Here is a 12,916-nt window from a genome sequence, read left to right on the forward strand (position 1 = left end):
TTAAGAGAACGTGGTCTTGACGAGCAAATGGATCGTATTTCCTCGTCTGTAATTTGGCGTTTTGAAAGTAGGTTGCGATCGCATTTATTTGGAGTATGAACTCGTTAGTACATTAACCATAGGTAAGATCAGCTTTTAGCTACGTTTCACTCAATGTTGGGACGATGCGATACTTGAGCCAATGTTTTAAACTTGAATTACCGTCGTAAATTTGTGTGTAGCGCTCGAACATGACACAAAACACATTGAAAGTTCAAGCATTTTGGGATAAAGATGCAGAAGTTTGGGTCGCAACTAGTGAAAATGTGCCAGGATTAGTAACAGAAGCTTCTACGATTGAGTCTCTTACGCAAAAGCTCAGAGAAATGATACCAGAACTCCTTGTTCTAAATCGAATTGTGCCTTCTGATTATGTGGGTTCTATCAGCTTTGAATTAAGCAGCCATCGACAAGAGTTGATAGAGGTCATTTCATAAATGGGTGTGTCTTTTACTCCTGAGTTGAAAAAGATGCTTTTGGAAGCTGGATGCTACTTGGAAAGGCAAGGCAAGGGAGACCATGAAATTTGGTATAGTCCAATCACAGACCGTCGTTTTGTGGTAGATAGTTTTATCAAGTCACGCCATACAGCTAACGCAGTTTTGAAACAAGCAGGACTGTCTAAAGCGTTTTAATTTTGATAATTTTTGTGTCGAGATACTGGATACTGCACATCGCACATTATTGTAGCTTTGGTTGAGCAACAGCGATCGCAATCCTACCTGAGTTATGAAAATTGCAACCCGCACTGGGCGTTAACTCATTGAGGTGCAGAGGCTAATTTTCATCACGAGACAGTTTCATCGTTTAGTTGTGAATTATATCTGAAATTAATATGGGAATACTAGTAGTGTATCGACTCTTGAGTGTGAAGCATTCGGATATTGAGATTGCTGAACACGATTGAGGGAGTTCAATTTGTTGAGGACTGAACGTGAGTACGATCAAAGTTATTCTTATTGCTTTTATCTTGATATCTGCTATGGTGGCGTGGTGGAAAGCTGGCTTCAGATGCCCTATCTACATTCATGCGATCGCGAGTTTAGCAACTGCTTTGGGGTTCTTTATCACTAACAACATTGAGCCGAGTACACCTGTAAATCAATGGTGGCTATTAGGAAAATGGTGGATTGTTCTAATTATGCCAGCTTTTGTATACGGTGGGTTTGCAGTTTATGGAGGTGGTATCTACTCTAAGAAAAATTGAGGTTTTTATAGTAGACATCTCCAGAAATTAAATATGCGTTATCCAGAGTCCTTGTAGAGACGTAGCAGTGCTACGTCTCTACATTCATTTTCACCAGATGTCTAGTGAATCTACAATCTACTAGACATCTCCAGAAATTAACATCATTTGGTGGTAGAGACGTTGCAATGCAATGTCTCTACATTAGGAAAATGCTACATTAACTTAAGAAACACTTGGTATTGCAGAACGAATCGCATTAATAAAATTTTGGGCGTAATTCTGAGTTGAAAAATCGAGGGCGCGTTGCCTAGCAGCTACTCCCGCACTCTGGGCAAATTCTTGCTCGTCAAGATAGCGGAGAATTGCGATCGCTAATTTATCGGCATCGCCGTAAGGTGTTAATAGTCCATTCATCCCATCGGTAATAATCTCTGTTGGCCCCCCTGCATCGCCAGCAATCACAGGTTTACCCAGCGCCATCGCCTCAATAATCACAATCCCAAAGGGTTCTTTATCTGATGCATGAACAAATACATCCATCGCCTGCACCCACTCCGGGATATTACGCTGTAGTCCAGCCATAATTACTTGGTTTTTCAATCCCAAGGCGGTGATTTCGGCTTTTAAAAAGTCCTCATAATCCGGTTCCAAATCATGCTTACCGCCAACCACCACACAATGGGCATCGGGATACTTCTGTAAAATTTTGGGCATCGCCTGCACCAATACGTGCATTCCCTTCCATCGTTGCAATCGTCCTACAATTCCAATCAACGGCCCGTGTAAAGGTAAGCCTAGTTTCCGCCGTGTTTCTTCTGGAGTTGGTAAAGCATTAGGCTCAAATCGGTCTAATGCGACACCAGGATAAACCAGAGGTGTTGGTCTATGGGGCCAAATCTCTGCTTGTGCTTGTTTACCATCTTGCGAAAGGGTGATAATTGCCCGCGCTGGAATTAAAGTAGCGATTCGCACTAACCAAGTCTTATCACTAGGTACTTCTAGTTGATACCACACAGCAGGCAACCCCGCCAGCATCGCCGCCAAACCTCCAGATATATGCGTGATCCACATCCAATTGACAATTATATCTGCACGTTCGCGGCGGGCGATCGCAGCTATCCGCAAAACAGCGCCAATAAAACGGTGGATTTGGCGTAAACGTCCACTTTCTACAACTCGCGCATCAATCCCAAGGGACTTGACTTGTTCCACCATCGGGCCGTCTTCTAAAAATATCACCAGCCACTCAACACCAGCATTACGTCCCTGCTGTACCAAATCCCAAAGCATCATTTCACCGCCGCCTCGTTGCTCGGCTAGTGGCATTACAATAATTACTTTCATAATCTAATCAGTCCTATTTAAGTTGTAATATTTATCAAATCCCCGACTTCTTAGAGAAGTCGGATATCTGAGGATTGCTATAGTATTTATGTCCTGCCATCGCCATAGCCAAAAATCCCCAAAGAATCATCCCGGCTACACTTAACATTCCACTACCAATAACTAGCTGTGTAGCAGAACTGATCCCAATAGCGCGGGCAGCACTGAGAAAACTATCAAAACGGCCTTCACTATAGCTGCTAACACTAATAATTAACAAGATTAATCCACCCATATAAAAGATGGCTCCAAACCAACCAAGGGTGAAAAACATATCTAAAATGCCACTATCAATTACCACTACTTCAATTTGACCAGTTTTTTCGTTGACTTTCCAAATATTTCCTAAGCCGTTACCTAGACCATTAGAAAGGGCTAAACCAAGGTTTTTATCATAACTTCCCGATCTATCTTTAAAACTGGTATCGTCTTGAAGATTAGAAAAAGTTTGCAAACGGGCTGCTAAAACCCCAGAAATTGGCTGAATAGTTGCTAATGGTACAACACAAATTGCCATAACCACGATGATGATAATTAAGCGCATTTGAATTCTGGCTTTGACTGAACCCATAATCATAATTATTCCAAATAACCAGCCTCCCCAATTAGTACGTGCTTGTGTTAACAAAAAGGATAAGTAACCAACAGCTGAAGCCGGAAAAATTAAACTTCCCGAACTGGTAAATAACAATAGTAATCCAGCTTGCATAACAGAACCAAAGGGGCCGACTGAGTGCAATGTACTCCAGACGCGCATCCCGAAAGGTACAGGATTTCCAGAACTCATGAATAGTTTTGATTGTATCAGCCAGTACCTATCCCACTCAGGAGCCACTACAAATTGATATACGCCATAAGTTCCTAAAATCAACACACACCAGAGAAATGTTCGCTGAAAGTTTTGGCGATAGCTGGGATAATCTCGCCAGTTGATAAATAAGTGAAAAGCGAAGATGATCGGACTAAGCCAATCCATCAATCCGCGGGCTACAGGGATAGGTGGATTATAAATCAGACCGATTAGAAAGCCATAGAACACTCCGATAAAAGCGATAACAAACGGCAAGCCCCCTTGACGAGAAGCGCGGGGAAAGTGTCGTAAGAATGTTGCTATGGTGACAAATACCACCAAGTAAGGTGCTATGAGCATTTGACGGGTAGCATCCCAGCCCACCCGATAGTCAACTAAGCGAGTAGCTAAGGGTGTGAGAAACCAGATCCACCAGGTAAAACTGATGTAGAGAATGGGATGCCGCAAGTATAAAAATACGCCTACTGCTAAAGCTGTCACCGGGTAAATTAGGCGCAATGCAGCAGTAGCACCAGCAAAATAGCAAACTACAGTTAGTAGCATAAAGCCTGCGATCGCCATCCAACCCTGTTGCGATCGCTCTTCAGGAGAATAGCTTTCTTGTAAAAAACTATTGAAAAGTATCTGCTTAGAATTCATTCAATTTTAGATTTTGGATTTTAGATTTTGGATTACTGGCTCTCTAGAGACAGCAGCCAAAGTGTCTTAATTTCCAGTCTTGAGACTAGAACTAAGAAGAAATTGAATTCATTTTGAATTTTGTTAGCGCAGCGTTAGCGAGTCAGCGAGCGTCATTTTGAATTTTGAATTGTTTATATCCTTGCCACCTTCCACGCCAGGATGCTAGCAATTTTTTCCCAGCCAACTGCCCTTGACTAGGTAAAAATCTCAGCCATTGTACCAAGCCCAAACTATCGCAAGTACCCACAAATACTGCCCATAACAAAAATACAATCCGGCGGATAAATGGCAAATGCTCTAATAAAACTAAGGTTTCATTATGGACTAAATTAATAAAGGCAATTTCATTAAAGTTATTTCGCTGATCTTCATCAAAACGTTGTGCTGGATAATGATCTACAGCAACATTAGGATCATAAATTATCTTCCAACCAGCCCGTTTTAATGTCAGAGTAAACGCCATTTCAAAGTGTACCTGCGCTCCAGTACCGCGCATCCGCTCGTCAAAGCGCAATTGTCCGATTGCTTGGGTACGAAAACTCATGTTCACGCCCTTGAGAATATCGACTTCGCGGGGTTCTCCCACTCCCAGGTGATGGTTGCCAATTACTCGCCCAAACCATTGCAACTGTCCAACGACTAAACGGGATTCGTCTTCTAATTTACTGCCGTGGTGTATCCAATCACGCCCTCCCAGACCGCCGAGGCGACTATCACAGGTAAAGTAAGCGGCAATACGCTCCAACCAATCCGGGTAGGGTGCGGCATCATCATCAGTAATGGAAACAATATCGCCTTCCACTGCTGCTAGTCCAGCGTTGAGGGCTGCTACTACTCCCGGTTGTGTTACTTTCACAGTATGCAATGGCAAATTGTCAGCCTTTCGTTGCGCCAGAAATTGCCAAGTTTCTGCATCCGTATCGCGGACAACCACTATCACCTGATTAACTGGTTTAGTTTGCTCCTGTAGCGCCAAAAGGCAGCGTGAGAGGTCTTGTGGACGGCGATAAGTTGGTATCAGAACGGTGTTCCGCATTCTTGCTTAACTCCTCAAATAGATCCACATAAGTTTGAGCCATAGTAGTCCAACTATATTGTTCTGCCACAGAACGAGCAGCTTGACTCATTTGCTGCATTCGGGCAGAATCGCTTACCAAGGACATCATCGCCACAGCCAAAGCATCGATATCATTTGAGTCGGTTAAGACGATGCCACATTCTCGTGTCACCAACTCTGCACCCCCGGTAGCTATGGCAGTAATTACTGGTAGTCCTGAAGAAAGTGCTTCTAACAATACGAGGCTACAAGCTTCATATCGGGAAGGAAAAATAAATAAATCTACTGACCGCATAATTTCGGGGATATCACGGCGAAATCCGACAAAATGCACGCGATCGCTTAACCCCAAAGATGCTGCTAGTTGTGGGAAGGGACTACCTTCGATATGACCTACCACCGCCAGATGTAAATCGGGAACTTTCACCAAGGCGTGTAGGACTGTATCTAAATTTTTTCTAGGTGTGCGGATGTCTCCAGCAAACAGGGCTAAGGTGACATTCTCTGGTAAACCTAATTTTTGGCGATTGCTTTCACCAGGGGTAAACTCTTCTAGATCAACGCCATTGACAATTACCCGAATCCGAGAACGCGGTACACCAATATTGACTAATTCCTGAGCTACCTTTTCCGATACAGACACCACAACCTGCGCTTTTTGGAAAGCCTGTTTTTCCCAACGGGCATTAAAAGCCGTAAATAGCCATTGGTAAAAACCATATAAATCGCGGCGGTTGCGGGAAATATGAACAGGCGATCGCAACCATGAACTGTGGACAAAATGTACAGCATTCACATCAGCCGCAGTCATATTAATTGCTCCATTGACTTTAACTAAATCAATTTCAGAGCGATGTTGACGTAACCAATCTGCACTTTTTTGGGCAAATATAAAATTACGTACAAATTCCGTAGGATAGCCTTTAACTGGAATTTTAATCCAATCAACTTGGCTATTGTCTTCTAGCTCTGGTGCAACTTCACTAGCTAATAATGTCAGTTCATGACCACGACGAATTGCTTCTTGAGCAACTTCGTAGTTTACCCGTCCCTGACCATCACCTTTTTTAATTTTATGAGTAATAATACAAAGTTTCATACGCTACCTTTGCTAACAATAATATCTTCAAAAAAAGTGCAATTTAAGAGTTAAAAAATATTCTTGTTTTTATTCTCTCTGTGCCCTCTGCGTCTCTGCGGTTAGTTTAAAAGATATAGATGCAATTGCTCCATTATTTCGATATTCTCATTAACTTACTTGCTAAAAATTGCGGAGTAAAACTCAGACCAAGTGCTGCCAGAGTTCGCACATCAAATTTTTGTTTATTCAGCACTTGCCAAAAATAAGGACGTGCTGCGGCTATCTGTTCACTTCTTAGCAACCCAATTCCCAAAGTAGTATTAGCTTCTAACCATTTCTGTTGAAAATAAGTTCTGAATTCTTGTAGACGAGTATCTTCCATAAAGACTTGATAACAAAACATTTCGCTTTTAGCTTTGCGAATTTTTGCCTGCACATCTCGACTACCACTGAGCATAGTATCAGTTTGCTCATGGGCACGATATCGCGTCAATCTTTCTGGATAATAGTAAGCACCATGACCAGATATACAGCACAGATAAGTTAAATATAAATCCCACATTCCGCCAACTTCTGAGGGAAGACTATCCCAATCCACAAAATTATTGCGAATCACACAAGCTGCCGCAGTAGGTATGCTTTTATCTATTAAACCAATTTTGTAAAAAGGTTGATGAATTCCTTTTGCTAGTTGATCTCGCTTGTAACCGCGTGTATTTTCTTCGGTTCCAACATGATTAATGATGCCATTAGCATCTATGATATATTGGTCACAAAAAGCGATAATTAAATCAGCATTTGCTTCTAGTGGTGGTACAAGCTTTGCTAAAAAGTCTTCATTCCAGATATCATCGTCATGGAGACTAGCAACATATTTACCTTGCGCCATCTTGAAGCCATGCTGCTGATTAGCTAACATACCCACATTTTGCTGATGTCGCCAAAATCTAATGCGTGAATCACCAAAAGATGTGACGAGTTTTTGGGGATTTTCGGAACTACAATTATCAGAAATAATAATTTCAATATTTTGATAAGTTTGTTTTATAGCACTAGCGATCGCTTGCTTGAGATACTCTGGTCGATTATAGGTGGGGATAATAACGCTGACTAAAGGTTGTTGGTATTCTTGATGCAATGACATATTTTGCTCACTTTATATTTCATAGATAAAAGATGCACCATTTGATGTTTTGACTAAACTAAGTACAGGTTTGCATAAGTTCGTAATTTTTTTAAACGCAGAGGAACACAGAGGTAAACGCAAAGGTACACAGAGTTTTGCCAAAGTTAATTCGCTATGAATTAATGAAATGTTGTACTAAGCTTTATTTACCTTGAGAGATGCTATATAGTTTTTTCGCTTTGTAAGGGAATTCAGCTATTGTTTTTGCATAAATTGTTCGGAGATTATTTACATGAGCAGCCATTGTAAATTCTTTGAGCAATAAAGCATGACCTTGTTCACCCATGTATCGGCTTTTTGGATGATCTATATACAACTCATTAATAGCACCAGCCAGCTTTTGGATATCATTAGCTAGAACAAGAATACCCGTTTCTCCATCTCGTAAATGTTCTGGAATACCTCCAACTGCACTAGCAATTACAGGTCGGTAACGAGCATAAGCTTCTAGAGTTATAAGACCGGCAGGTTCAGGCCAAACACTAGGAAAGATGACTGCAAAACACTGTTGATAAAGTTTATTTAGTTTATCAGTATCGCACCAACCATGCCAAGTGATCCGGTTATTCAATCCGAGTGTACTTGCTAACTTTTCTAACCGTGGTCGTTCCCAACCTTCACCTGCAATATCAAGTTGAATGTGTGGGTTTGTATGTATTAAGGTTTTGAGTAACCATTCTAGACCTTTATCAGAAACAATCCGCCCAGCAAACAAAATTCTATGGTTTTGATGGATTTCTAAACTCAAAGGTGCTGTTGCTGTTTGTGGGATAGAGATTCCACAGTGTAGAGTTACAGTTTGTTCTGGAGGTACACCATTTTTAATTAACTCTTGACGCACATATTCGCTATTAGCAATAAAAGTAATTTTTATCTTTTTTAATACATCTAAAAACTGATGAGTGGTTTGAAGTTCTCTAAGAGTTCTTAATGGTTTACGGCTACCACATTTATCTACTAATTTACCCCAGCTACATCCTAAGTAAGAGAAGTTGCGATCGCAGATTGTCTGTTGCCCTGCTAAATATTTTGTGCCACTAGGACAATATAATGAGTGATTATGAACGCTGAAGATAGTCGGACATTCGCCTGTCAGCTGCAATAGCAAATCTGGACTGTGGATGTGCAGCAGTTTAAACTGGCTTTGATCGATATTTTTCAGTGATTTTATCACGCGATCGCTAATATCAGGTGGTCGATGTTCAAACAGAGAGGCTAAATAAGTTTCAACACCTCCGCTCCCACCGACATTAAAATTGGAGCATTGGTAAATCAGGTTCTCTTCAAAAATTCCCCTGTGCAACTGTTCCTCATTTTGCTTGGTATTATTGATTGAGTTAGGCATTATTCACCACTTATTTTCACGTAATTATTAGTTTAGTTGCTCATATCAATAGAGCCTAATCTTCATCAATTTATATGCCAACGTTAAACCAAAATTTGTGTCTGACATCACTAACGTAATGTCTCAGAGTAATTTGATTACTAGCAAATTTATCTGGATATATAAACTGATCTTCTACATTGAGAACATATTGTTTTGAGCCTAGAGGTTTACCATGATTATGGTGCATTGTCAAATGTACAATTGTTTGTTCAGTAAAATAAGTGGGATTTTCTTGAAGATTTGCTAAACGTTCGATAGCAAAACTCCAGTCAAATTCATGCCTAAATAATATAAATCCACCATTTACTGGATTTGACTTCTCGGAATCATCATAAATAATTCGCTCGTCTAGTGACATAGAACAATCAGGCAGATAAAGAGAGTATTTGTCCTCGGAGTTACTCAAATTAATTAAGTCAATCCCGCCGGGGAAAAATAAAATATCTGAATCAGTATAAATCGTAGTTCCATTAATAGGAATTGACATGAGTGCCGACAATTTTTTGCCCATTGGATGCAGTTGGGCATAATCAAGAACACATTGAGGCAAATCCTTTCTTAGGAAGTTTTGTAAAAGTATTACCTGAACGCAAGGATGGATGCGGCGAAGTAAATCACAACTATAGTCAGTGTAGCTACCATCAGAAACTACAGTGAATGTATCTGGAATGCCGACATGGCGGATGAATGAGCGAATACTTGCTACTTGTTCTGGCAAATCGCGTTCACATGATAAAGCATAGACACTTATGGGAACTTGCCGAGTTTGTTTGATTGGGATGCTGACAATCTGAGAAAGGGCTGCTTTATATAGGGAGCGATTAAATTTACCCTGAATTTTAGCAGTGTGGTAGCCTAGATTTACCATTGATTTTTCCTTGTTAAAACTATAAATAATTGAGGATAATAACGAATTCGTAATTTAATAATTACGAATTACGTAGCTGGCTTCTCGCTGGAGGCGAGTATTACGTATTACGAATTATGGTATTGCATCTGGTGATATTCCCAAAGCTTACCTTTTAGCTCCAAAAGTTCTTGATACTTACCTTGCTCTACAATTCTTCCGTGTTCTAAAACTACAACTTTATCTGCCTTAGAAATAGTAGAAAGACGGTGAGCGATCGCAATTACTGTTTTTCCCACAGATAGCTTTTCTAATGAATCTTGAATTAAGCGCTCAGATACAGAATCTAAGGCACTAGTTGCTTCGTCCAAAATCAAAATTTCTGGGTTCCGTAATAGGGCACGTGCAATAGCAATTCGCTGCCTTTGTCCTCCAGATAACCTAACACCCCGATCTCCTAATTTGGTATCAAAACCTTCAGGCATTTCCAAAATAAATTCCAGTGCATTCGCTAGTTTAGCGGCTTCTTGAATTTCGTCATTAGTGGCTTCTGGAGTCCCGTAAGCAATATTTTGCCAAACATTAGTATTAAAAATAAAAGTATCCTGACTGACGACAGCTATTTTGCGACGTAGGGAGTTAATTTCAAATTCTCGTACATCAATTTCATCAATGTAAAGATATCCCTCTGTAGCATTATAAAATCGGGGAATTAAATCAGCAATGGTTGTTTTACCAGCCCCAGATGCTCCGACTAATGCTGTCATTTTTCCCTTTTCAATGGTTAGGGTAATATTATGCAGCACTAGATTTTGCTCGTCGTAGCCAAAATCTACAGATACTAAATTTATTGACCTTTTTAAGGTATTAAACCTAACTTTACCATTCTGAAAATAATTTTTGTCATCACTTTTTAAGAGGTTTTTAACGTTGTCTGCTGAACCATGTAAGGTACTGAGAAATGCTCTTGTGCCATTAATATCTTGAACGAATGGGATGAAACGAAACAGTACAAAGAAAAATGTTAATAAAGAAGCAACTTGTAGTGTTCCATTAGTAACCAGGGTGGTGAATGCCAAAATAATCATTCCGACTAACACCGTAGTAGCTACCCCTTCAGCAATTGGCTTAACAAGTGTCCAAGTGAAGACAACTTTTGTTGTAGTACTTATTATCTTGTCGCTAGCTTTATAGTAACGCTGGCGCTCAAATTCTTGAGTGCCACAGGAGTGAACAGTGCGAATGCCATTAATAAATTCTACGGCTGTTGATGTAAAATTAGCATTAGCAGTTGTCATGCCAAAACTTGATTCTCTCACCCTGGCATTTAAATTGGATAATCCTACACCTAAAAGGGTAAATAATAATGCTGAAATTAGCGTTAGTTGCCATGATATCAAAAACATTGATATTAAGTAGACAAGGGTTGTTAATCCTCTAGTCACTAAAAAGGCTCCGCTACTGAAACCCTGTCTAATCCTTTCAATTTCTGTGGTAATTGTGTTAATTAGCTCACCAGAACGAGTTTTGGCAAAGTAACTTAATGATAAAGATTGTAACTGTTCAAAAATCTGTTTACGTAAGCGATCAGCAAGATGTAATTGAGATAATTCAGTATAGACTTGAGAAAAATAATTGAAGGTGGCACGTAACCAAGTACTCAATAAAATCAGTAAAGATATGCGATATAGGCGATTAATTGCTGATGTCTTAGCTCCCAAAATCCAAATATCAAACCATTCTATTCCTGTTTGGACAGGTTGAGCGTTGGGACTGGTTAAGCTTTGCAAGAAGGAAAGTAAAAAACCAATACTCACGCCTTCAAAGGTTGCGGCAAAAATTGAGAATATCAGAGCTAAAATTGCAATTTTGCGAAAGTGTTTAAATTCTCGCAATATCAAATAGTTGTCCTGCCAAAAGCTGGTAGCTCTGAGCAGATTACTGAGTGGTTGAGGAAGTTTTAAATGCATGGATTTTATAATAATAGTTTGGCAAGGTAGATAGACCGCTATAAATCAATACAGTTCAAACAGAGCAACAAAATCCTGATGTAGAGACGCGATTTATCGCGTCTTGAAAGACCAATTATCTAGAACCGTATTACTCTATAGATGCTACATAAACAATTTCTGTTTGAGCCTCAGTGCGGTAAATCAAATCATCAATTACCGCACAGATGACTTATAGTGTTTGGCTATCTAGATGTAACAGGTGAGACTGTGCCTCTACTTCCCAGGAAGCTGTAATTTCTGGTAGTTTATTTAGCTGTACTGCATCTTCCAAAGTCCAACAACAAGATCCGGTCAAACTCATGTCACCGCGCAGTACGTTAAATAACTGGGGCAGATTGTCAAGACCATATTTATGCATCCAACGTCCTAGCGGGCTGATGTTGTGCTTTGTAGTTGTGCAAAATTTAATTGCCCGAAAGAGTTTACCCCGTTCTCCAACACGCCATTCACAACAAAAAAGCGACCCTGGTGAGTAAACCTGCATTAATACAATTAATCCCAATATGACTGGACTTACTAATAGCAGCAATACCAAAGCAGCAATCCAATCAATTAGTCGCTGCAATAGTCTCCAGGGTTGGTTAGGCAGTTTATTGCTAGCGGGTAAGCTGAGAAATATTGGTTTTTGAGCTTCTTCACACGCATCCGCCCAAAACCTGAGCAAAGCTTCACCCAGTTTTGCATCTATGCTTACCAAACTTATAGGAGAATGTTGTAAGCATTCTACTAGCGATCGCTTACTATCTAATGCAGGTAGATATGGTTGTTTAACTCGTCCAAGCGGCTTCACCAACAACTTACCCCGTCGCCACTGGAGTGTACAGTGCCCAGGGCGATTACCTTGCTGTTGCTGGGTTACATCATATAAATTCTCTAGAGTTGGAATTATTGAAGTTGTCATAAGTCTTTGGGATTATACAGGAGTGAGTTGCTGAGGAGTTATCAAAGGCTATCAATGCCAAAGACCCAAATCCAAATCTTGTTGTAACTCCAAAAAGTTGGAGATAATTGAGCGCAAAAATATGTTATTATCTGGCACTCAGCCAAGCACATATCGTGCAGAATTCTGCTGGTGTAGAGATGTACAAATTAGACAGATACTAATTAGATATGTAGCAGTCACCGCTACTATTAACATTCATGGGTAAATTATGATTTTCCGGGAACTACTGACAGTAGTAAAGTGTAGAGGGAAATTACCCATAAATTTATATCTATGTTCAATTAGGCTGAGGTGTTCATT

General features: G+C 40.2%; 12 protein-coding genes. 3 read left to right on the forward strand and 9 right to left on the reverse strand.

Annotated features, from left to right (window positions below; translation table 11 throughout):
* The first annotated feature begins 230 nt into the window (after positions 1-230).
* From V7K67_RS10230 to V7K67_RS10240, 3 genes are all read left to right on the forward strand, one after another.
* Complete coding sequence (locus V7K67_RS10230; RefSeq protein ID WP_334707818.1) at positions 231-476, forward strand: DUF1902 domain-containing protein; 246 nt, start codon at positions 231-233, stop codon at positions 474-476.
* Positions 477-674 carry a type II toxin-antitoxin system HicA family toxin gene (locus tag V7K67_RS10235; protein ID WP_334707819.1) on the forward strand — a complete coding sequence of 66 codons (198 nt, stop codon included), beginning with the start codon at positions 477-479 and terminating at the stop codon, positions 672-674.
* Positions 675-973: 299 nt separating this feature from the next.
* Positions 974-1,246 carry a hypothetical protein gene (locus V7K67_RS10240; protein ID WP_334733525.1) on the forward strand — a complete coding sequence of 91 codons (273 nt, stop codon included), beginning with the start codon at positions 974-976 and terminating at the stop codon, positions 1,244-1,246.
* Positions 1,247-1,450: 204 nt separating this feature from the next.
* Here V7K67_RS10240 and V7K67_RS10245 read toward each other — a convergent pair whose 3' ends face one another.
* From V7K67_RS10245 to hepC, 9 genes are all read right to left on the reverse strand, one after another.
* Positions 1,451-2,572 (reverse strand): glycosyltransferase family 4 protein, encoded by a 1,122-nt coding sequence (locus V7K67_RS10245; RefSeq protein ID WP_334733526.1) that lies wholly within the window; start codon positions 2,570-2,572, stop codon positions 1,451-1,453.
* Between the two features lie 34 nt (positions 2,573-2,606).
* A complete protein-coding gene (locus tag V7K67_RS10250; RefSeq protein WP_334733527.1) occupies positions 2,607-4,061 on the reverse strand; it encodes an O-antigen ligase domain-containing protein in 1,455 nt (484 codons plus the stop codon).
* Between the two features lie 142 nt (positions 4,062-4,203).
* Entirely contained in the window at positions 4,204-5,139 is a 936-nt protein-coding gene (locus tag V7K67_RS10255) for a glycosyltransferase family 2 protein (protein ID WP_334733528.1), read from the reverse strand.
* Positions 5,057-6,259 (reverse strand): glycosyltransferase family 4 protein, encoded by a 1,203-nt coding sequence (locus V7K67_RS10260; RefSeq protein WP_335166382.1) that lies wholly within the window; start codon positions 6,257-6,259, stop codon positions 5,057-5,059. The genes V7K67_RS10255 and V7K67_RS10260 overlap by 83 nt, the downstream gene beginning before the upstream one ends.
* A 133-nt stretch (positions 6,260-6,392) precedes the next feature.
* Complete coding sequence (locus tag V7K67_RS10265; protein WP_334733530.1) at positions 6,393-7,385, reverse strand: glycosyltransferase family 2 protein; 993 nt, start codon at positions 7,383-7,385, stop codon at positions 6,393-6,395.
* Between the two features lie 184 nt (positions 7,386-7,569).
* Positions 7,570-8,772 (reverse strand): glycosyltransferase family 4 protein, encoded by a 1,203-nt coding sequence (locus V7K67_RS10270; protein WP_335166384.1) that lies wholly within the window; start codon positions 8,770-8,772, stop codon positions 7,570-7,572.
* Positions 8,773-8,842: 70 nt separating this feature from the next.
* Positions 8,843-9,682: a hypothetical protein gene (locus V7K67_RS10275; RefSeq protein WP_334733532.1), complete on the reverse strand. Its 840-nt coding sequence runs from the start codon at positions 9,680-9,682 to the stop codon at positions 8,843-8,845.
* A gap of 107 nt (positions 9,683-9,789) precedes the next feature.
* Positions 9,790-11,631 (reverse strand): heterocyst formation ABC transporter subunit HepA, encoded by a 1,842-nt coding sequence (gene hepA / locus V7K67_RS10280; protein ID WP_335166387.1) that lies wholly within the window; start codon positions 11,629-11,631, stop codon positions 9,790-9,792.
* Positions 11,632-11,842: 211 nt separating this feature from the next.
* Positions 11,843-12,574: a heterocyst development glycosyltransferase HepC gene (gene hepC / locus V7K67_RS10285; protein ID WP_334733534.1), complete on the reverse strand. Its 732-nt coding sequence runs from the start codon at positions 12,572-12,574 to the stop codon at positions 11,843-11,845.
* Positions 12,575-12,916: the final 342 nt, after the last annotated feature.

The sequence above is a fragment of the Nostoc sp. genome, from assembly GCF_036917155.1.
Classification (GTDB): Bacteria; Cyanobacteriota; Cyanobacteriia; order Cyanobacteriales; family Nostocaceae; genus Nostoc.